The 20,255-nt window shown below is 69.3% G+C and carries 16 protein-coding genes; 8 read left to right on the top strand and 8 right to left on the bottom strand.

Going from position 1 to position 20,255, the window contains the following annotated elements; all coding sequences use genetic code 11:
* Positions 1–39: 39 nt before the first annotated feature.
* Positions 40–906 carry an SDR family oxidoreductase gene (locus tag ACEN98_RS22540; RefSeq protein ID WP_413387167.1) on the bottom strand — a complete coding sequence of 289 codons (867 nt, stop codon included), beginning with the start codon at positions 904–906 and terminating at the stop codon, positions 40–42.
* A gap of 115 nt (positions 907–1,021) precedes the next feature.
* On the opposite strand from ACEN98_RS22540, the gene ACEN98_RS22535 reads away from it, so the two are divergent.
* Complete coding sequence (locus tag ACEN98_RS22535; RefSeq protein ID WP_413387166.1) at positions 1,022–1,903, top strand: LysR family transcriptional regulator; 882 nt, start codon at positions 1,022–1,024, stop codon at positions 1,901–1,903.
* On the opposite strand, the gene ACEN98_RS22530 is transcribed toward ACEN98_RS22535, so the two are convergent.
* From ACEN98_RS22530 to ACEN98_RS22505, 6 genes are all read right to left on the bottom strand, one after another.
* Positions 1,904–2,926 (bottom strand): glycoside hydrolase family 43 protein, encoded by a 1,023-nt coding sequence (locus tag ACEN98_RS22530; protein ID WP_413387165.1) that lies wholly within the window; start codon positions 2,924–2,926, stop codon positions 1,904–1,906.
* Positions 2,923–3,624, bottom strand: a complete 702-nt coding sequence (locus tag ACEN98_RS22525; protein ID WP_413387164.1) for a hypothetical protein — start codon at positions 3,622–3,624, stop codon at positions 2,923–2,925. Before ACEN98_RS22525 ends, ACEN98_RS22530 begins: the two co-directional genes overlap by 4 nt.
* A 21-nt stretch (positions 3,625–3,645) precedes the next feature.
* A complete protein-coding gene (locus ACEN98_RS22520) occupies positions 3,646–4,299 on the bottom strand; it encodes an outer membrane protein (protein WP_413387163.1) in 654 nt (217 codons plus the stop codon).
* A 102-nt stretch (positions 4,300–4,401) separates the two neighbouring features.
* Positions 4,402–4,866, bottom strand: coding sequence for a MarR family winged helix-turn-helix transcriptional regulator (locus ACEN98_RS22515; RefSeq protein ID WP_413342118.1), 465 nt, complete (start codon positions 4,864–4,866; stop codon positions 4,402–4,404).
* 71 nt (positions 4,867–4,937) lie between these two features.
* Positions 4,938–6,527: a diguanylate cyclase gene (locus ACEN98_RS22510; protein WP_413387162.1), complete on the bottom strand. Its 1,590-nt coding sequence runs from the start codon at positions 6,525–6,527 to the stop codon at positions 4,938–4,940.
* Between the two features lie 72 nt (positions 6,528–6,599).
* Positions 6,600–8,477 carry a potassium transporter Kup gene (locus ACEN98_RS22505; RefSeq protein WP_413387161.1) on the bottom strand — a complete coding sequence of 626 codons (1,878 nt, stop codon included), beginning with the start codon at positions 8,475–8,477 and terminating at the stop codon, positions 6,600–6,602.
* A gap of 183 nt (positions 8,478–8,660) precedes the next feature.
* Between ACEN98_RS22505 and ACEN98_RS22500 the strand changes: the two genes are divergently transcribed.
* The 7 genes from ACEN98_RS22500 (at position 8,661) to kdpE (ending at position 18,104) form a co-directional block, all read left to right on the top strand.
* The gene (locus tag ACEN98_RS22500) at positions 8,661–9,269 is read left to right on the top strand and encodes a hypothetical protein (RefSeq protein ID WP_413387160.1); all 609 of its coding nucleotides are present in this window, start codon (positions 8,661–8,663) and stop codon (positions 9,267–9,269) included.
* Positions 9,266–10,012 carry a TorF family putative porin gene (locus ACEN98_RS22495; protein ID WP_413387159.1) on the top strand — a complete coding sequence of 249 codons (747 nt, stop codon included), beginning with the start codon at positions 9,266–9,268 and terminating at the stop codon, positions 10,010–10,012. Before ACEN98_RS22500 ends, ACEN98_RS22495 begins: the two co-directional genes overlap by 4 nt.
* Positions 10,013–10,210: 198 nt before the next feature.
* The gene (kdpA, locus tag ACEN98_RS22490) at positions 10,211–11,992 is read left to right on the top strand and encodes a potassium-transporting ATPase subunit KdpA (RefSeq protein ID WP_413387158.1); all 1,782 of its coding nucleotides are present in this window, start codon (positions 10,211–10,213) and stop codon (positions 11,990–11,992) included.
* 12 nt (positions 11,993–12,004) lie between these two features.
* A complete protein-coding gene (kdpB, locus tag ACEN98_RS22485; RefSeq protein WP_413387157.1) occupies positions 12,005–14,122 on the top strand; it encodes a potassium-transporting ATPase subunit KdpB in 2,118 nt (705 codons plus the stop codon).
* A gap of 14 nt (positions 14,123–14,136) precedes the next feature.
* On the top strand, positions 14,137–14,712 hold the full coding sequence (kdpC, locus tag ACEN98_RS22480) for a potassium-transporting ATPase subunit KdpC (RefSeq protein WP_413387156.1): 576 nt from the start codon (positions 14,137–14,139) through the stop codon (positions 14,710–14,712).
* A gap of 10 nt (positions 14,713–14,722) precedes the next feature.
* Positions 14,723–17,416: a DUF4118 domain-containing protein gene (locus ACEN98_RS22475; RefSeq protein ID WP_413387155.1), complete on the top strand. Its 2,694-nt coding sequence runs from the start codon at positions 14,723–14,725 to the stop codon at positions 17,414–17,416.
* A complete protein-coding gene (gene kdpE, locus ACEN98_RS22470) occupies positions 17,409–18,104 on the top strand; it encodes a two-component system response regulator KdpE (RefSeq protein ID WP_413387154.1) in 696 nt (231 codons plus the stop codon). The genes ACEN98_RS22475 and kdpE overlap by 8 nt, the downstream gene beginning before the upstream one ends.
* On the opposite strand, the gene ACEN98_RS22465 is transcribed toward kdpE, so the two are convergent.
* Positions 18,064–19,947, bottom strand: a complete 1,884-nt coding sequence (locus tag ACEN98_RS22465; protein ID WP_413387153.1) for a diguanylate cyclase domain-containing protein — start codon at positions 19,945–19,947, stop codon at positions 18,064–18,066. The two genes, kdpE and ACEN98_RS22465, sit on opposite strands and share 41 nt — an antisense overlap.
* Positions 19,948–20,255: the final 308 nt, after the last annotated feature.

Here is a 20,255-nt window from a genome sequence, read left to right as displayed (position 1 = left end):
ATCGGAAGCAGAAGTTCGGGAAAGCCGAAGCACCCGGGTTCAGGCCGCGGCGATGGCGGCGGCGAATGCGCGATAGCTGCGCAGTGGACGGCCCAGCAGCGCGGTCAGGCGCTCGACGTCGCCGGCGGCCGGCACCATGCCGTCGGTGAGGAAGCGCTCGCTCATCAGGCGCATGTCGTAGGCCATCCAGGCCGGCATGAACTGGCGCAGGTTCTGTTCGAAGGCGGCCGTGTCGTCGCCGCCGTACGCGATCGGACGCTGCAACACGTCGGACCAGATGGCGGCGACGTCGGCACCCGTCAGCGTGTCCGGGCCGACGACGTTGATGCGCTTGAGCGGCAGCGGCTGCGCGGCATCGTGGCGGCGGACCAGTTCAATGGCGGCCACCTCCGCGATATCGCGCGCATCGACCATCGCGAGGCCCCTGGCGCCGACCGGCATCGGATACACGCCGTAGCCCAGCACCACGTCCTTGATCGTGACGTCGTTGTCGATGAAATAGGCCGGACGCAGGATGGTGGCGGCAAAGCCCATCTGCTCGATCATCCGCTCGACGCCGAATTTACCGGCGAAGTGCGGCACGTTCACATACAGGTCGCTGTGGATCACGGACAGGTAGACGACCCGCTGCACGCCCGCTTCCCGCGCCACGTTCAGCGTGACGAGCGCCTGCGTGAATTCGTCGGGGACGACGGCGTTCAGCAGGAACAGCGTCGACACGCCGTCGAATGCGCGGCGCAGGGCATCCACGTCGAGGAGGTCGCCCTGGACGACGTCGACGCCATCCGGAAATGCAGCCTTGGCGGGATTGCGGACGAGTGCGCGCACGGGGGCGCCGCGCTGCACGAGTTGGCTAACGACGTGGTGGCCGATGTTGCCCGTTGCGCCGGTGACGAGAATGGTCATGATGTGTGCTCCTGTTGGGTTGTGAAAAGTGTCGGTTGACGCTTCACAGCTTAGACATCCCGCAGATGGACCGATAGACGGTAATATTGGACATCCCGTCTCACAGGTGGAACACATGGACTTGCTCGCCCTCGCCGATTTCAATCTCGTCGCCCGCCACGGCGGCTTCGGCCGTGCCGCCCGCGAGACGGGCCGGCCGAAGGCGACGCTGTCGCGCCGCGTCGCGGAACTGGAAGCGGATCTCGGCCTGCGCCTGTTCGAACGGGGCGCTCGCCTGCTGAAGCTCACGCAGGAAGGACGCGCGCTGCACGAGCGGACCGGGGCACTCCTCGCGGAGATCGACGAGACGGCGGCGGCCCTCGCCTCGGGCGGCGACCGGCCGCGCGGCCGGCTGCGCATCAGCGCCCCGCTGCTGTTCTCGCTGACGGCGATGGGCATGCTGGCCGCAGGCTTCGCGCGGGCGTATCCCGACGTGCGGCTGGAGGTGACGACGGAAGACCGGCCCGTGGACATGGTCGAGGAAGGCTACGACCTCGTCATCCGCGTGAATCCCGATCCGGACGAGAACCTCGTCGGCCGCATCTTCCTGCGCGACCGGCTCGTCGTCGTGGCGGCACCGCATCTGGCGCGGCCGGCCGGTGGGGCACCCGTTCCCGCCGTCGTGCGGCCCGTGGGCGACCAGGCGGCGTGGCAGGTGGCGGGCCAGCCGGACATCGCGATCGACCCGGTCTTGCGCCTGTCGTCGCTCGTGATGGTGCGCGACGCGGTGCGGGCGGGCGTCGGTGCGGGCTGCTTGCCCGCGTCGGTCGTCAGCCACGATCTCGCGGCCGGGCGGCTGGTGCGCTGGGGCAACGTGGCCGGGCCCGAGATCGCGCTGTGGGCGTTGTACCCGTCGCGCAGGCTGCTGAGCGCGCGCGTGTCGGCGTTCCTCGATTATTTGAAAGCGGCGTTTCCAAAAGGGACGCCGGACGAGCTGGCGGCGTGTCTCGCGCCGTGATCAGCGCACGCGCCGCTTCGTCATGACCACGGGCCGGATCGTGCCGTCGTCGTTGAAGTAGAGGCGCTCGACGGCCAGCTCGCGATGGTTGCCGTCGGTCTCGCCCAGCGGGCGGCGGTGGTAGGCGATGTACCACTCGTCGGTGCCGGGCACGTTGACGATCGAGTGGTGGCCCGCGCCGCGCGCGATCTTGCCATCCTGCGCGAGGATCGTGCCGACGCGCTTGAACGGTCCGAACGGCGACGGGCCCATCGCATACGCGACGCGGTAGTCCGGCCCGGTCCACTCCCCTTCCGACCACATGAAGTAGTACACGCCACGGCGCTTGGCCATGAACGGGCCTTCCACGTAGTCCGGATCGGGCGTGATGTCCTTGTACGTCGTCCCGTCCGGGAACGGCACGACCCCGAGCAGGTCCGGCGCGAGTTTCACGACGTTGGCGTGCTTCCAGCCGCCGTAGACCATGTACGCCTGGCCGTCGTCGTCCTTGAACACCATCGGGTCGATCGGCTGCGCGCCGTTGTGGATCCGGCCGATCAGCGGCTTGCCGAGCGCATCCTTGAACGGACCTTCGGGCCGGTCGCCGATGGCCACGCCGATGCCGCCCAGCTGGTCGTTGCCCTTGATGTCGTTCGCGCCGAAGAACAGGTAGTACTTGCCGTCGTGCGCGATGGCCGACGGCGCCCACACGGCATACGCGGCCCAGGCCACGTGCGCGACGTCGAGCACGCGCTCGTGCCGCGTCCAGTGCACGAGGTCGCGCGACGAGAAGGCGTCGAGGAACGTCTGCTTCAGGAACGGCGCCCAGATCAGGTCCGAGCGTGCGCGCATCCGCTGCTGGTCCGGCGTGAAGGCCGTCGGCCGCGCAGGTCGTTCGTAGTCCGCGGAATACGTCGGATAGATCCAGTACGTGTCGCCGAAGAGGCGGATCTCCGGATCGGCATACCAGCCCTTGACGATCGGGTTGGCCGCCTGCGCGTTCAGCGCGACGGCGGCGGCCGCGGCCAGCAAGGCGCGCTTCATCGCGGCAACGTGAAGCGGAACGTGGGTTCGATGCCGCGCGCGTGCAGGACGCGGACGATGTCTTCCAGCGTCGCGTCCTTCAGCAGCAGGCCGTCGGCGGCGGGAGGCGGCGGCGCGGCGACGGGTGCCGCGGGGGCCTCGAGCCGCGCCAGCGCTTGCGCGAACTGGCCGGGCGCGATGCTGTCCAGGCCTTCCAGGAACGCGACCTGCCCCGCCGCGGGCGGCGCCATGTCGAGCCCGGACTCGTCCGCGAACGACGCACCCATGCCCGGATGGATGAACGCGGCCCACGTCCCCGTCGCCGCGTTCGGGCACGGCGGCAATTCGACGGGGACGCCGATCGTGTCGGCGGGCGGCAGCGTGTCCGGCCACAACCGGTCCAGGCCGGCGACGAAGCGGCGCGCGTCCGCGACCGGCACGGGCGCCGCCAGCGACAGCCACAGCATGAAGCCGCCGGTGCTCGTCACGCTCACCGCGGGGGCCGGGAAGCCGAAGTCGGCCTGCAGGCCGTTCGCGACGGTGCACAGGCGTTCCCAGTGCTGGGCATCCGCGCCGGGCGCCTTGCGGAACGGGATCGCGATGGCGCGCAGGAGGCCCGCGCCGGAGACAAGGTCCGCGTCCGGGCCGGGGCCGCGCTGCGCGGCCGGGCTGTCCGGCAGCAGGTACAGGCGGTTCAATTCGGAGAGCAGTTTTTCCATGCCCGCGATTGTGACACAGGCTCAGAAACCCATCTTGAACTTGGCCTGCAGGCCCGAGTTATTGGTCTCGCTTCCCCATTTCTTCGCGGTGTTGCCGTACTGCTCGTAGCCCGCCGTCACGGACGCCTTCTCGCTGACCTTGTAGCGCGCGCCCATGCCGACGTACGGGCCGACGTCCGTGTCCGACGCGGTATTGCGATACGTCTTGTCGTGGGCCACGCGCTCGCTGACGGCGACGCCCAGCTTGCCGTACGCGGAGAACTGGTCGTTGACGGGCACGTTCAGCCGCGCCGCCAGGTAGCTGTTGGCGCCCTTCGTGCCGAGCGCGCCATTCACCTCGTCGGGCCGGGCGTAATCGGCGAAGTGGTAGCCGCGCGTGTACAGGTTCGCGTAGCCCGTCTCGATGGCGAAGTTCGGCGACAGGTTGACGCCCGCGAACAGCTTGGGATCGGAGACGTAGACGCCGAACGCGCTCTTGTCCTGGTAGCGCAGGCCATCCGTTTCCGCCGCATTGCCCATGTACGTGCGCGGGACGGGCTGGATCTTCGCGAACGGCGGGGACAGCGTGCGCGTGGCCGACAAGTCCTTCGATGCCGCCGCGCCGTCCAGCAACTGCGCGTGCGCGCCGCCGGCGGCGAGCAGCCCGGCGGCCAATGCGAGATGGATGGTATTCATGCGTGTCCCCTTTGTCATGGAAGCCTCCGCTCAGGATAGCAGTCCGTGTTCAAAATCGCATCATCCGGCACGTAAGCGTTTGTGACTAAAAATATGCATTCCTCAAGTATGGTCGGCCAGTTTACCGCGCAACATGTCCAGCTGACGCTTGAGCGCAGCGAGATCGGACGGTTCGCACGCGGTGGCGCACAGCACGCCGTCGTAGATCGCGGCGGCTTCCTGCTCCAGCGCGCGGCCGGCGGGGCGCAGGGCCACGACGACCTGCCGTTCGTCGGCGGCGGAACGGGTCCGGCTCACCAGGCCGGCCGCCTCCAACCGCTTGAGCAGCGGCGTCAGCGTCGCCGAGTCCAGGAACAGCCGGGCGCCGATCTCGGACACCGTCTGCTCGTCCTTTTCCCACAGCACCAGCATGACGAGGTATTGCGGGTAAGTCAGGTCCAGCCTGCGCAGCAGCTTGCGGTACACCTTGTTCATCGCCAGACCGGTCGAGTACAGCGCAAAGCACAACTGGTCGTCGAGCAGCGGGGTCCGCTTGCCTTGCTTGGTCGATGTGTCGTTCGCTTCCATGGTTTGCCTATCCGATCGCGAGGCAGCCTCCACATCAGTGTAGACCTTTTACGGCCGACCAGCGCACGGCATCACGCGGCCGCTTCGTGTCCCTCGCGCGACACGACGCGGTTGCGGCCGGCGTCCTTGGCCTCGTACAGCAGCCGGCCGGCCACGTCGACCCAGGCCAGCGGATCGTTGCGCTCGGCCAGCGCCGGATGGCCCACGTACAGGCCCATGCTGAGGGTGACGCGGCCGGCCGGGTTGTCCGCGTGGCGCAGGTCCAGGGCCGCCACGGCCGCGCGGATCGTGTCGGCCACCGCGTTGGCGCCGGTGAGGTCGGTGTCGGCCAGCATGATGGCGAATTCCTCGCCACCGTAGCGCGCGGCCAGGTCGCCCGGCCGCCGCGCCCCGCTCTCGATGGCACCGGCCATCTTGCGCAGGCACTCGTCGCCGGCGGCGTGGCCGTAGCGGTCGTTGTACTGCTTGAAGTGGTCGACGTCGGCCAGGATGAGGCCGAACGGCGCCCCGCTGCGGCGCGCGCGCTCGTATTCGCGCACGAGGCGGTCTTCGAACAGGCGACGGTTGGCCAGGCCCGTCAGCGCATCGCTGTCGGCCAGGTTCTGCAGCGACGCGTTGTGGCGCCTGAGCGAGACGCCCACGCGGATCAGGTCGCGCTCGAGCCGTTCGCGGACGCGGATCTGGCGCACGAGGATCACGCCGCCGCACGCCAGCAGGAGCATGGCCGCCGCGCCCAGGATCGCCGTCTGCACCGTGGTGCGGCGCCATCCGGACAGGACCTCGTCCGTCGCCTGCCCGCTGGCGACGAACAGCGGATAGCCCGCCAGGTGCCGGTAGCTGTACAGGCGCTCGACGTTGTCGATGCGGGGCGTCGCCACCATCGAGCCGGCCTGGCCGTCGCGCTGGATCTGCTGCCAGATGGTGCCGTTGCGGATGTCCATGCCGACCTGGTCGTCGCGGAACGGCCGGCGGTAGATCAGCGTGCCGTTGTCGAACGCGAACAGGATCGTGCCGTTCTCGCCGACATCGAAACTGTCGTAGAAGCGGCCGAACCACGCCAGGTTCAGCGTGGCCAGCACCACGCCGGCAAAGCTGCCGTCGGGTGCTTCGAGGCGGCGCGACAGCGGCAGGATCCACACCCCGGTCGACCGGCTGCGCACCGGCACGCCCACGTGGGTCGCGCGCCCGTCGTGCAGCAGGTGGAACTGGAAATATTCGCGGTCGAAATTATTGCCCTGCATGGGGCGCGGCAGCGACGATGTCAGCCACTTGCCGTCCGGCCCGTACACGAACAGGCCTTGCAGTTCGCCCACGTTGCGCGTGATCGCGCGCAGCCGTCCCGTCAGGCGTGCCGTGGCGGCCTCGCCCAGGCCATCGTGCTCGACGCGCTCGACCATCTCGGTCAGCACGGCGTCGCCCAGCCGGATCGACGTCTCCGCATGCGTCGCGAGCGCCCGTGCCATGTTGGCCGTGGCGACGCGGCTGTCCTCCCGTTCGGCCTCGTAGGCATGCCAGGCGCTCCAGCCCTGCAGGCCGCCCAGCAGCAGGCAGAAACAGGCGAGCAGCCCGACGGCCAGCGCGACCAGCGGACGGCGCTGGCCGTCGAGTGCGGACAATCCCTGGCCGTCGTGGCCGGCGGCGCTGTGGTCGGCATCGTGCATGGTGCGGATTTCCCTCCGGCTCCAGCTTATCCGCGTCGGCGCCCGCCGTCCACATTCGCACGAGCGGCGCCGCTAGATTTCCACCTGCGTACCCAGCTCGATGACCCGATTCGTTGGAATGCGGTAGTAATCGGCGGCGTCGCGGGCGTTGCGCTGCATCGCGACGAACAGGTGCTCGCGCCACGGCGCCATGCCCCCGCCCGGCGTCGAGATCACGGTCTGGCGCGCGACGAAGAACGAGGTCTGCATCATGTCGAACGCCAGGCCATGCGCCGCGCACTGGTCGAGGATGCCGGGGATGTCCGGCTCGTCCTTGAAGCCGAATTTCACGTCGACCTGGTGGCAGCCGTGTCCAAGATCGGTAATGCGGATCCGGGACGCCGCATCGACGTACGGCTCGTCGCCAATGTACACGGTGAGAAACACGACGCGCTCGTGCAGCACCTTGTTGTGCAGCAGGTTGTGCAGCATCGCATGCGGGACGCCATCGCTTTCGCCGCGCAGGAAGATGGCCGTGCCGGCGACCCGCGTCGGCGGCGCGATAAACAATGATTCGAGGAAAGCGTCGAGCGGGATGGCGTGCTTCTGCAGGTTCTCGAACATCTGCGCGCGGCCGCGGCGCCACGTGAGCATCAACGTGAACAGCAGCACGCCCAGCGTCAGCGGGAACCAGCCGCCGTGCAGCAGTTTCAGCACGTTGGCCGAAAAGAACGCCGCGTCGATCACGAAGAAGAAGCCGGTCGCGCCCAGGCACAGCAGCAGATTCATGCGCCAGCGGTAGCGGATCACGAAGTAAGTGAGGATGGTGGTGGCCAGCATCGTCGCCGTGACCGCGATGCCGTAGGCGGACGCCAGCGCGTCGGACGAGCCGAACCCGACGACGGCCAGCAGCACGGCGATCAGCTGCAGCCAGTTGATGACGGGGAGATAAACCTGGCCGATCTCGCGCTCCGACGTGTGCACGGTGCGCATGCGCGGCAGGAAGCCGAGCGCGATCGCTTCCTTCGTCATCGAGAACGTGCCGGAGATCGTCGCCTGCGACGCGATGACGGTGGCGATCGTGGACAGCACGACGAGCGGATAGACGCTCCAGCTGCCCAACTGCTGGTAGAACGGGTTGGCGATCGCGTCCGGCCGCGCCAGCAGCAGCCCGCCCTGCCCGAGATAGTTCAGCGCGAGGGCCGGAAAGGCGACGGCGAACCACGCGAGGCGGATCGGTTTGCGGCCGAAATGGCCCATGTCGGCATACAGCGCCTCGGCACCCGTGAAGGCCAGCACGATCGCGCCCAGGGCCAGGAAGCCGAGGCTGCGGTTATCGAGGAAGAAGCGCACCGCATGCCACGGATTGAGCGCGACGAGGATGCCCGGACTGCGCACGATGTTCAGCACGCCCATCGCCGCCAGCGCCGCGAACCACACCAGCATGACGGGGCCGAACCAGCGGCCGATGCCCGCGGTGCCGTGGCGCTGCGCCGCGTACAGGCAGATCAGGACGACGATCGTCAGCGGCACGACCCAGGCCTGCAGCGCCGGGGTCGCGACTTCGAGACCCTCGATGGCGGACAGCACCGAGATCGCGGGCGTGATCACGCTGTCGCCGTAGAACAGCGACGCGCCGAACACCCCGATCAGCAGCAGCCCGAGGTGCATCCGCCTGCGGTCGCCGACGGCGCCCAGCGCGAGCGCCAGCAGGGCCATGATGCCGCCCTCGCCGCGGTTGTCGGCGCGCAGCACGAGCGTCACGTACTTGAACGAGACGATGACGGACAGGCCCCAGAAGATCAGCGACACGACGCCGACCAGGTTGGCGGGCGTGAGCGGCAGGCCGTGCGCGGGGTCGAAGACGGTCTTCAGCGAATACAACGGGCTCGTGCCGATGTCGCCGTACACGATGCCGATGGCGGCCAGCGCGAGGCCGGCGATGTTCTTGTTGTTCTTGTGCTTGTCCAAACGGTTTCTCCGGCAATGTTCGTGGACCGTATCGTACTGGCGCCGGCGTAAAGATTTTGTAAAAACGGGACCGCCCGGCGCGCATAAACGAAGCCTTTATCCGGGGCGGGCGTCTTTTTAGAAAATTTTTACGTGATGCTTTCTACACTGCTTCCATCGCAATCAATGCTGCAAGGAGACCACGTGATCGTCACGATCGTCCACGCCGCCCTGCCTGCCGCCGACGCCCGCCTGGCCGCGGACCTCGCCCTCCAGCGCGCACGCCACGGCCGCAAGGTCGTGCTGCTGGCCACCCGCACCCTGCGCGGCGCCAGCCTGTCGGAGCAACTGGAACGGATGCCGGCGCGCCACGACGACATCGTCGTCGCTACCTGCGGCGACGATCCCGCATGCCGCAGCGCGCTGGTCGCCGCCCAGGTCGCGCTCGTCCCGCTGGCGCCGGAACAGGCCGACGTCGATACCCGCTACGGCCGAATCGCCGGCCGCAACCACGCCCGCATGTTCAATCCCGGCCTGCGCGTGCTGTTCGTGACGGTGGGCGGCGCGACCGATCCGGCGCCGCAGGCGCAGTGCGCCATGCGCGCCTACGCGGCACAGGTGATGTCGGCCGGGATCGCCGACACCGTATTGCACCTGCCCGATTTCCGCAGCGCCGCCGAGATGGCGGCGTTGTACGAGGAGGTCTACCTGGCTCCTCACGCGTCGCCGCAGCCCCGGCGACGCACACCGTTCGCCTCCGCCCACCCGGCGGACGGACGGCTTTTACAAAAACAAGGAACGAACCGACCATGAGAAACACCGTCTTCATCCCCGCCCTCCTCGTTGCGCTGGCAGCGCCGCTGCATGCACAGGAAACGCCGCCGGCCGACAGCGTCACGTTCAACGCGGCGCTCGCGTCCGACTACCGCTACCGCGGCATCTCGCAGACCCGGCTGCAGCCCGCGCTGCAGGGCGGCGCCGACTGGACCCACAGCCCGACCGGCCTGTACGCCGGCACGTGGCTGTCCACCATCAAGTGGACGAAGGACGCGGGCGGCGGCGGCGACATCGAGTCGGACCTGTATGCCGGCAAGCGCGGCCAGTTGAGCGCCGACGTGACCTACGACGTCGGCGTGCTGGGCTACGTCTATCCGGCCAATGGTCTGAAGGACGTGCCCGGCTCGGCCGACGCGAACACGGCGGAAGTCTACGGCCAGCTGGGCTACGGCCCCACGTACGTGAAGTATTCGGCGGCGCTGACCAACCTGTTCGGCTTCACGGACAGCCGCCACAGCCGCTACCTGGACGCCGGTGCCAACATCGACCTGGGCAACGCCTTCACGCTGAACCTGCACGCCGGCCGCCAGGACGTACGCCACCACGACGCCGCCAGCTACACCGACTACAAGATCGGCGTGACGAAGGATCTCGGTTTCGCGAGCGTGGCGGCGGCCTTCGTCGGCACGAATGCCGACGAGACCGCGTACGCGTCGTCCGCCAACGGCAAGTTCCTCGGCCGGAAGGCGCTCGTCGTCACCGTCGGCAAGACATTCTGATCAACCGTAACGAGGGAACCATGGATATCGTCTTCATCGGCGCCATCGCCCTGTTCGCCGCCCTGATCGCGGGCATGGCGCACGGCTGCGCCAGACTGGGAGAACGCAAATGACATTGTTTTACCTGATCGGCGTGCTCGCATCGGGCGCGCTTCTCGCATACCTGCTGTACGCCATGTTCTGCGCGGAGGATTTGTGATGGATACGCAATCGCTGGCGCTGCTCGCCCTGTTCTTCGCGATCCTGCTGGCCCTGTCGTGGCCGCTCGGCATCCTGTTCGCACGCGTGGCCGAAGGCGGCCGCGTGCGCGGCTTCGGCTGGCTGTATCGCATCGAGGCCGGCCTGTATCGCGCGGCCGGCGTCGACGCGGCCACGGGCATGCACTGGAAAACCTATGCGCTGTCCCTGCTCGCGTTCAACGCGCTCGGCACGCTGGTCGTCTACCTGCTGCAGCGGGTCCAGGCCTGGCTGCCCTTCAATCCCCAGAGCCTCGCCAACGTCGCCCCCGATTCGGCGTTCAACACCGCCGTCAGCTTCGTCAGCAACACCAACTGGCAGGGCTACGGCGGCGAGCAGACGATGAGCTACCTCACGCAGATGCTCGCCCTCACGTGCCAGAACTTTTTCTCGGCCGCCACCGGCATCGCCGTCGTGTTCGCGCTGATCCGCGGCTTCTCGTCGAAGTCGGCGCGCGCCATCGGCAACTTCTGGGTCGACCTCGTCCGTACCACCCTGTACGTGCTGCTGCCGCTGTCGCTCGTGTTCGCCGTGTTCCTGACCGGCCAGGGCGTGATCCAGAATTTCTCGGGCTACCAGGAGGTGCAACTGCTCGAACCGCTCACGTACACGCAGCCGAAGACGGACGCGGACGGCCAGCCCGTGCTGGACGCCCAGGGCCAGCCGGTCACCGAGGCCGTGACCACGACGACGCAGACGATCGCGATGGGCCCGGTCGCCTCGCAGGAAGCGATCAAGATGCTGGGCACGAACGGTGGTGGCTTCTTCAACGCGAACTCCGCGCACCCGTACGAAAACCCGACCCCGCTGTCGAACCTGTTCCAGATGGTGTCGATCTTCCTGATCCCCGCCGGCCTGTGCTTCGCGTTCGGCCGCCTCGTCGGCGACAGCCGCCAGGGCTGGGCGATCCTCGCCGCGATGACGGTGCTGTTCGTCGTGATGGCGGCCGGCGTGATGACGGCCGAGCACCAGGCGCATCCCGGGTTCGCGGCGCTGGGCATCGAGGGCGGCAACATGGAAGGCAAGGAAACCCGCTTCGGCATCGACGCCTCCGCGCTGTTCGCCGCGGTCACCACGGCCGCCTCGTGCGGCGCGGTCAACTCGATGCACGATTCGTTCACGCCGCTGGGCGGCGCGGTGCCGCTGCTCCTGATGCAGTTCGGCGAAGTGGTCTTCGGCGGCGTCGGCTCCGGCCTGTACGGCATGCTGGTCTTCGCGATCATGGCCGTGTTCATCGCCGGCCTGATGATCGGCCGCACGCCCGAATACCTCGGCAAGAAGATCCAGGCCTACGAGATGAAGATGACGTCGGTCGCCATCCTCGTCACGCCCGTGCTGGTGCTGGCCGGTACCGCGATCGCCGTGCTGGCGGCCGCGGGCAGGGTTGGCGTCGCCAACCCCGGCGCGCACGGCTTCTCGGAAATCCTGTACGCGTTCAGCTCCGCCGCCAACAACAACGGCAGCGCGTTCGCGGGCCTGTCCGCCAACACCCCGTTCTACAACTGGATGCTGGCGTTCGCGATGTGGTTCGGGCGCTTCGCCGTGATCGTTCCCGTGCTGGCGATCGCCGGTTCGCTCGCGGCCAAGCAGCGCCTGCAGACGACCGCCGGCAGCATGCCCACGCACGGCCCGATGTTCGTCGGCCTGCTGGTCGGCGTGGTCGTGCTGGTCGGCGTCCTCAACTACGTGCCGGCGCTGGCACTCGGCCCCGTCGTCGAACACCTGCAGCTGTTTGCCAAATAACCTGGAGTCGCCATGAACCAACTGAAATCCCCGGTGACGGCCCCCCTGGCCGCGCCGGCCGCCGCGGCGCCGGGCCAGCGCCTGTCGTTGCTCGACACGAAGCTGGCCGGCCCCGCCCTCGTCGACGCCTTCAAGAAGCTCGGCGTGCGCACCCAGCTGCGCAGCCCCGTCATGTTCGTCGTGTACGTCGGCAGCATCATCACGACCCTGCTGTACGTGCAGGCCCTGTTCGGCACAGGCGAAGCGCCGTCCGGCTTCATCCTCGCCTGCGCCGTGTGGCTGTGGTTCACGGTGCTGTTCGCGAACTTCGCGGAAGCGCTGGCCGAAGGCCGCAGCAAGGCCCAGGCGGCCTCGCTGCGCGGCCTGAAGGAAGCCGTGACCGCGAAGAAGCTGGCGGTGCCGAAGCACGGCACGACGTGGCTGCCCTGCCCCGCCACCGACCTGCGCAAGGGTAACCACGTGCTGATCGAGGCGGGCGACGTCGTGCCCATCGACGGCGAGGTCGTCGACGGGGTCGCGTCCGTGGACGAAAGCGCGATCACGGGCGAATCCGCGCCGGTGATCCGCGAATCCGGCGGCGATTTCTCGGCCGTCACGGGCGGCACGCGCGTGCTGTCCGACTGGCTCGTCGTGAAGGTGACGGCGAACCCGGGCGAGACCTTCCTCGACCGCATGATCGCGATGGTCGAAGGCGCGAAGCGCAAGAAAACGCCCAACGAGATCGCGCTGACGATCCTGCTGGTGGCGCTCACCATCGTGTTCCTCGTCGTGACGGTGACCCTGCTGCCGTTCTCGCTGTACGCGGTCGACGTCGCCAAGTCCGGCACGCCGGTCACGATCACCGTGCTGATCGCGCTGCTCGTGTGCTTGATCCCGACGACGATCGGCGGCCTTCTCTCGGCCATCGGCGTCGCGGGCATGAGCCGGATGATGCGCGCCAACGTGGTCGCGACCTCGGGCCGCGCCGTGGAAGCGGCCGGCGACGTCGACGTCCTGCTGCTCGACAAGACCGGCACCATCACGCTGGGCAATCGCCAGGCCGCCGCCTTCCTGCCCGCCGCAGGCGTCACCGAACACCAGCTGGCCGACGTGGCCCAGCTGGCGTCGCTGTCCGACGAGACGCCGGAGGGCCGCAGCATCGTGGTGCTCGCCAAGCGCTTCGGCATCCACCAGCGCGAGCTCGAAGCCCTCCATGCCGTGTTCGTGCCGTTTTCCGCGCAGACCCGCATGAGCGGCGTCGATTGCGGCGAGCGCCGCATCCGCAAGGGCGCCTACGACGCCGTGCGCCGCCACGTCGAGTCGCTCGGCGCGACGTTCCCGGCCGACGTCGTGCGCCTCGCGGAAGACGCCGCGCGCCGCGGCAGCACCCCGCTCGTCGTGGCCGAGGATGGCCGGGTGCTGGGCGTCGTGGAGCTGAAGGACATCGTCAAGGGCGGCATCAAGGAACGCTTCGCCGAACTGCGCCGCATGGGCATCAAGACCGTGATGATCACGGGCGACAACAAGCTGACGGCGGCGGCCATCGCCGCCGAGGCCGGGGTCGACGATTTCCTCGCCGAGGCCACGCCGGAAGACAAGCTGAAGCTGATCCGGCAATACCAGGCCGACGGCCGCATGGTCGCGATGACGGGCGACGGCACCAACGACGCCCCCGCGCTCGCGCAAGCCGACGTGGCCGTGGCGATGAACTCCGGCACGCAGGCGGCCAAGGAAGCGGGCAACATGGTGGACCTCGACTCGAACCCGACCAAGCTGCTGGAGATCGTCGAGATCGGCAAGCAGATGCTCATGACGCGCGGCGCGCTGACCACGTTCTCGATCGCGAACGACGTGGCCAAGTATTTCGCGATCATCCCCGCCGCCTTCGTCGGCACCTATCCGCAGCTGCGCGCGCTCGACGTGATGCATCTCGCGAGCCCGTCGTCGGCGATCATGTCCGCGCTGATCTTCAACGCGCTGATCATCGTGTTCCTGATCCCGCTCGCGCTGCGCGGCGTGCGCTTCCGCGCGATCGGCGCCACCGCCCTGCTGCGCCGCAACCTCCTCGTCTACGGCCTGGGCGGCATCGTCCTGCCGTTCATCGGCATCAAGCTGATCGACCTGCTGCTCGCGGCGCTGAACCTCGCCTGACCCTGGAGACCACCATGACATCACTGTTTCGTCCCACGTTCGTCCTGTTCGGCGCCCTGACCCTGCTGTGCGGCGTGCTGTACCCTGCCGCCGTCACCGGCGTCGGCCGCGTCGCCTTCGCGCACCAGGCCGGCGGCAGCCTGATCGAAGCGAACGGCAAGACCGTCGGCTCGACCCTGATCGGCCAGCCGTTCTCCTCGCCCGGCCACTTCTGGGGCCGTCCGTCCGCGACCGCGCCGATGGCCGACAACGCGGCCGGCTCGGGCGGCTCCAACCAGGGGCCGACCAATCCCGAGCTGCTCGACGCCGTCAAGGCGCGGGTCGACGCGCTCAAGGCGCTCGACCCCGGCAACGACGCGCCGATCCCCGTCGACCTCGTCACCGCGTCCGCCAGCGGCCTCGATCCCGAGATCAGCGTGGCGGCCGCCGAGTACCAGGCCGCGCGCGTCGCCGCGGCGCGCAAGCTGCCCGTGGCGCAGGTGCGCGCGCTGATCGAGCGCTACCGCCGGGACCCGGCCCTGGGCTTCCTCGGCGAGGCGCGCGTGAACGTGCTGGCGCTGAATCTCGCCCTGGACGGCAAGGCGCCATGAGGACGAACGCATGAGCGTGCCCGGCGACGAGGTACGGCGCGATCCGGACGCGCTGCTGGCCCGCGTGCAGGAAGAAGAACGGCGCGCCGCGCGCGGCCGGCTGCGCATCTACTTCGGCGCGTCGGCCGGTGTCGGCAAGACGTACGCGATGCTGTCGGCCGCGCGCCAGCTCGCGGCCGCGCGCACGGTGCTGGTCGGCGTCGTCGAGACCCACGGCCGCGCCGAAACGGAAACGCTGCTGGACGGATTGCAGGTCCTGCCTCGCCGCCAGATCGCCTACCGCGGCAAGGTTCTGTCCGAGTTCGACATCGACGCGGCGCTGGAACGGCGCCCGGAACTGGTGCTCGTCGACGAGCTGGCGCATTCGAACGTCCCGGGATCGCGCCACCCGAAACGCTGGCAGGACATCGACGAGCTGCTGGCCGCCGGCATCGACGTGTTCACGACGGTGAACGTGCAGCACCTGGAGAGCCTGAACGACGTGGTCGGCGGCATCACCGGCGTGCGCGTCGGCGAGACGGTGCCGGACTCCGTGTTCGATGCGGCCGACGAGGTCGTGCTGGTCGACCTGCCCGCCGACGAGCTGCTGGCGCGGCTGAAACTCGGCAAGGTGTACCAGCCGGTGCAGGCCGAGCGGGCCGGCCGCAACTTCTTCCGCAAGGGGAACCTCATCGCCCTGCGCGAGCTGGCGCTGCGACGCACGGCGGAACGCATCGGCGACGACGTGCGCGCGTACCGGGTCGAGCAATCGATCGACACCGTGTGGCGCACCGGGACGACGTTCCTCGCCTGCGTCGGTCCCGGTCCCGGCGCGGAAGGCGTCGTGCGCAGCGCGGCGCGCCTCGCGGCCCAGCTGGGTGCGGACTGGCACGCCGTCTATGTCGAGACGCCGGCCCTGCAGCGCCTCGACGCGGGCCGGCGCGCGCGCACCCTGGACGCCCTGAAGCTGGCGCGCGACCTCGGCGCCGTCACCGCCGTGCTGTCCGGCGACAGCGTGGAATCGGCCGCGGCCGACTACGCGCGCAGCCACAACCTGGGGCGTATCGCGCTGGGCCGCGGCGACCCGCGCTGGCCGTGGCAGGCGACGCGCGCCCGGCGTATCGCGCGCCTCGCGCCGGACGTCGAACTGCTGGAAGTGGCCATGCCGCCGGCCTCCGCCGCACCGCCCATGCCGGCCGCGCGGCGCACGACCACCCACATGGACATCGCCGCACACGGCGTGGCGGTGCTGTCGAGCGTCGGCATGGCGCTGGCGCTGACGCCCACCGTCGGCCACCTGGACCTCGCCAACATCGCCATGCTGTTCCTGCTGGTCGTGCTGATGGTGGCGGTGCGCCTGGGCCGCGGTCCGTCCGTCACCGCGACCTGCATCAGCGTCGCGTGCTTCGACTTCTTCTTCGTCCCGCCGCGCTTCACGTTCGCGATCTCGGACGTCCAGTACCTGGTGGCGTTCGGCGTCATGCTGGCGGTCGGCCTGATCACGGGCCACCTTACGGCCGGCCTGCGCTTCCAGGCGCACGTGGCGGCGCGCCGCGAGAGCCGCACGCGCGCGCTGTACGAATTCGCCCGGGCCCTGTCGGGCGTGCTCCAGACGGACCAGATCCAGGAAGCGACGCGCGACGCGATCGGTCGCACGTTCGGCGCGCGCACCGTCCTGCTGGTGCCGGACGCCGCGGGGCGCGTGGCCGTGGCCGGCGGCGACGCCATCGCCGCGCTCGACACCGGCATCGCGCAATGGGCGTTCGACCAAGGCGCCAGCGCCGGGATGGGCACCGACACCCTGCCCGGCAGCCCCGTCTTCTACCTGCCGCTCGTGGCGCCGATGCGCACGCGCGGCGTGCTGGCGATCGAGGCCGCGACGCCGCACTGGCTCACGGCGCCGGAACAACGCCAGCAGCTCGACACGTTCGCGGCGCTGGCCGCCATCGCGCTGGAACGGGTGCACTACATCGAGGTGGCGCAGGACGCCCTGGTGCGCATCGAATCGGAACGGCTGCGCAACTCCCTGCTCGCGGCGCTGTCGCACGACCTGCGCACACCGCTCACGTCGCTGATGGCGCAGGCCGAGGCGCTGGCGGGCTCCACGCCGCCGCTGGCCGCGAGGCAGCGCGCGATGGCCGACGCGCTGCGCGAGGAAACGGTGCGCATGGGCCGCCTCGTGACGAACCTGCTCGACATGGCCCGCATCGAGAGCGGCGACGTCAAGCTCAGGCTCCAGTGGCAGCCGGTCGAGGAGGTCATCGGCAGCGCCCTGGCGGCCAGCCGCGCCGCGCTGGCCGGCCACGTGGTCGCGACCCGGGTACCGGCGGACCTGCCGCTCGTGCAGTACGACGCGGTGCTGGTCGAACGGGTGCTGTCCAACCTGCTGGAAAACGCGGGCAAGTACACGCCGCCCGGCAGCACGGTGACCGTCGCCGCGGAGCAGCACGGACAGTGGCTGAACGTCGCCGTGACGGACGACGGGCCGGGCCTGCCGCCCGGCCAGGAAGAAGCCGTGTTCGAGAAATTCACGCGCGGCGAACGGGAATCGGCCAAGCCCGGCGTGGGCCTCGGGCTCGCCATCTGCCGCGCGATCGTGGGCGCGCACGGCGGCACCATCCGCGCGGCCAACCGCCCGGGCGGCGGCGCCGCGTTCACGTTCACGCTGCCCCTGGGCACGCCGCCGGCGCCGCCGCCGGACGACATGGAGAACGACGATGAGTGATTTCACCGGTACCGCACTGCTCGTGGAAGACGAGCCCCACATCCGCCGCTTCGTACGCGCCGCGCTGGAACGGGAAGGATGGCAGGTCCACGAGGCGGCGACGCTCGATCGCGGCCTGACGGAGGCGGGCACGCGCAAGCCGGATGTCGTCATCCTCGACCTCGGCCTGCCCGACGGCGACGGCGCCGACTTCATCGCCGACCTGCGCACATGGTCCGCCGTGCCGGTGATCGTGCTGTCCGCGCGCGTCGACGAGGAAGAAAAAATCCGCGCGCTCGACCGCGGCGCGGACGACTACCTGACGAAACCGTTCGGCGTGGGCGAACTGCTGGCGCGCGTGCGCGCCTCCCAGCGGCGCCAGCGCGGCCCGGCGACGGGCGGCGACGGCAAGGTGCGCTTCGGCGACGTCGTCGTGGACGTGCACAACCGCCAGGTGACGAAAGGCGGCGCCACCGTGCGGCTCACGCCGACGGAGCACCGGCTGCTGGCGGTGCTCGTCGCGAACGCGGGCAAGGTGATGAGCACGCCGCAGCTCCTGCGCGGCGTGTGGGGACCGAACCAGTCCGACCAGGCGCACTACCTGCGCATCTACATGGGCCACCTGCGCCACAAGCTGGAAGACAATCCCGCCCAGCCCCGCTACCTGGTCACCGAGACAGGTGTCGGCTACCGCTTCCAGCTGCCGTAGTCTCGTCGACGACGAGCACGGACGCCGTATCGCGCCCCGCGTGCTTCGAGCGGTACAACCCGTCGTCCGCCGCATGGGCCAGCGCGACCTGCTCCGGCCGTGCGCTCCACGCGATGCCGATGCTGCTGGTGACCGCGAGCGTGTGCCCGTCCAGCAGGAACGGCGCGCGGATCGCGTCGAGCAGCTTGGCCGCGATGCGTTCGCATTCCAGCGGCGAGCCGACCTGCTCCAGCACGATGACGAATTCGTCGCCGGCCAGGCGCGCCACCGTGTCGGTGGCGCGCACCGTGGCGCCGAGGCGGCGCGCGAACTCGCGCAGCACGGCGTCGCCCACCGCGTGGCCGAGGCTGTCGTTGATCTGCTTGAAGTGGTCGAGATCGAGGTAGGCCAGCGCCAGCGGCGTGGCGCCGCGGCGCGCGCGCGCGATGGCCTGCGCGAAGCGCTCCTCGTAGCTGCGCCGGTTCGGCAGGCCGGTCAGGTGGTCGGAATGGGCGAGCGCGTGCAGCTGGCGCTCGTATTCGCGCGCGGAGGTCGCATCGGTCGACAGCACGTAGATGCCCTGCACGATGCCGTCGCGGATGTGCGGCAGATAGGTCGAGCTGATCACGCGCGTGCGGCCGCGGCGCCGTTCCTCGATCTCCAGGTGCGACGCGTGCCCGGCCAGGCAGCGCTCCAGCGCTTCGCGGCGCGGCGCGTAGAACCCGTCGCCCATCGCGTCGAGCACCGTCCTGCCGATCATGTCGGCGGTCTTCACGCCGAACCATTCGCGATAGCGCTCGTTGGCGAAGCGGTAGCGCAGGTCGGTGTCGACGTAGGCGATCAGCGCCGGCACGTTGTCGGCGATGGTGCGCAGCCATTCGCCGCTTTCGGCCAGGCGTGCGCGCGACGCATCCAGTTCCGTCACGTCCTTCATCGCGACGACGGCGCCCAGCGGCTCGCCGGTGCTGCCGTGCAGCGCGCGGCCGCTCGCGAGCAGGCGGCGCGGCGGCTCACCCGCCACGTGGATCGTCATGCCGGCGTCCATCACGCGCTCGCCGCGCAGCGCGCGCACCAGCGGGATGTCGTCCGGCGCCAGCGGCGTGAGGCCGTCCTCGCCGTACAAATCGTAGTGCGCGGGCCAGGCGGCCTGTGGCAAGGCGCTGTCCGCGTCGAGGCCGTGGAAGGCACGCGCGGCGCGGTTGAACAGCATCAGGTGGCCGTCGGCGTCGCACGCGACCACGCCCACGTCCACCGTTTCCAGCACGGCGTCCAGCAATTCCTGCTTCTGGCGCAGGGCCTGCTCGGCCGCCTCGCGCAGGCGCATCGTCAGTTCGAGGGCGGCGTTCTTGTCCTGCAGTTCGCGCGTGCGGTTGGCGACCAGCACGTCGCGGTTCAATTCGTCCTGCACCAGTTGCGCGAGGTCGCGCAGCATGCGCCGCTCGGCGTCGCCGAACGTGCGGGGACGCCTGTCGATGATGCACAGGGTGCCGAGCGGCTGGCCGTCCACGCTGTGCAGCGGCTGGCCGGCATAGAAGCGGATGCGGGGCGTGCCCGTCACGTGCGGGTGCGCGGCGAACCGCTCGTCGAGGAGCGTGTCCGAGACGACCAGCATGTCGTCCAGGGCGACGGTGTGGCTGCAGAAGGCGAGCGAGCGCGGCGTTTCGCAGTAGTCGAGGCCCGCCTGCGACTTGAACCACTGGCGCTCGCGGTCGACGAGCGACACGAGGGCGATCGGGACGTCGAACGCGGCGGTGGCGAGGCGGGTGAACCGGTCGAACCGGTCTTCGCGGGGCGTGTCGAGCAACCCCAGCGCGTGAAGGGCCTGGAGGCGTGCTTCTTCAGCGAGATCTTGTTGACTGAGCATGGGCATCCTTGATCGGCGAAGCACGCAGCCTGTGCAGCAAATTCTATCCGATTATCACCAATCTGTGCGGTAGAGCCACATCCGTTGCATCCCGGGTACACCCCGTGCCGTTGTAAAACTTTGAAAACATTCTACTTCGAAATAATTGATGAGAATTCACCTTTTATGCAAAATCCATGCGGACTGCTGCACAAATGACACACCGCATTGCCAGATGATCGCACGGTGTGGGAGCGAACCGGGCGGCGGCATCGTCGTCGCGAAGTGCCTGTCGGAAAGTAAAGATTTTCCATCCGGAATTTGAATCG

It is taken from the genome of Massilia sp. CT11-137 (genome assembly GCF_047302885.1).
Classification (GTDB): domain Bacteria; phylum Pseudomonadota; class Gammaproteobacteria; order Burkholderiales; family Burkholderiaceae_D; genus Telluria; species Telluria orientalis.
Note: the sequence above shows the minus strand (reverse complement) of the source record. Positions and strands in the feature narration are given on the sequence as shown.

Excerpts from the sequence above, each read along its gene's own strand:
- ACEN98_RS22530 (WP_413387165.1), bottom strand. The coding sequence starts at position 2,926 with ATGAAGCGCGCCTTGCTGGCCGCGGCCGCCGCCGTCGCGCTGAACGCG.
- kdpC (WP_413387156.1), top strand. The coding sequence starts at position 14,137 with ATGACATCACTGTTTCGTCCCACGTTCGTCCTGTTCGGCGCCCTGACC.
- ACEN98_RS22495 (WP_413387159.1), top strand. The coding sequence starts at position 9,266 with ATGAGAAACACCGTCTTCATCCCCGCCCTCCTCGTTGCGCTGGCAGCG.
- ACEN98_RS22515 (WP_413342118.1), bottom strand. The coding sequence starts at position 4,866 with ATGGAAGCGAACGACACATCGACCAAGCAAGGCAAGCGGACCCCGCTG.
- ACEN98_RS22465 (WP_413387153.1), bottom strand. The coding sequence starts at position 19,947 with ATGCTCAGTCAACAAGATCTCGCTGAAGAAGCACGCCTCCAGGCCCTT.
- kdpA (WP_413387158.1), top strand. The coding sequence starts at position 10,211 with ATGGATACGCAATCGCTGGCGCTGCTCGCCCTGTTCTTCGCGATCCTG.
- ACEN98_RS22475 (WP_413387155.1), top strand. The coding sequence starts at position 14,723 with ATGAGCGTGCCCGGCGACGAGGTACGGCGCGATCCGGACGCGCTGCTG.
- kdpE (WP_413387154.1), top strand. The coding sequence starts at position 17,409 with ATGAGTGATTTCACCGGTACCGCACTGCTCGTGGAAGACGAGCCCCAC.
- ACEN98_RS22525 (WP_413387164.1), bottom strand. The coding sequence starts at position 3,624 with ATGGAAAAACTGCTCTCCGAATTGAACCGCCTGTACCTGCTGCCGGAC.
- ACEN98_RS22520 (WP_413387163.1), bottom strand. The coding sequence starts at position 4,299 with ATGAATACCATCCATCTCGCATTGGCCGCCGGGCTGCTCGCCGCCGGC.
- ACEN98_RS22540 (WP_413387167.1), bottom strand. The coding sequence starts at position 906 with ATGACCATTCTCGTCACCGGCGCAACGGGCAACATCGGCCACCACGTC.
- ACEN98_RS22510 (WP_413387162.1), bottom strand. The coding sequence starts at position 6,527 with ATGCACGATGCCGACCACAGCGCCGCCGGCCACGACGGCCAGGGATTG.
- ACEN98_RS22535 (WP_413387166.1), top strand. The coding sequence starts at position 1,022 with ATGGACTTGCTCGCCCTCGCCGATTTCAATCTCGTCGCCCGCCACGGC.
- kdpB (WP_413387157.1), top strand. The coding sequence starts at position 12,005 with ATGAACCAACTGAAATCCCCGGTGACGGCCCCCCTGGCCGCGCCGGCC.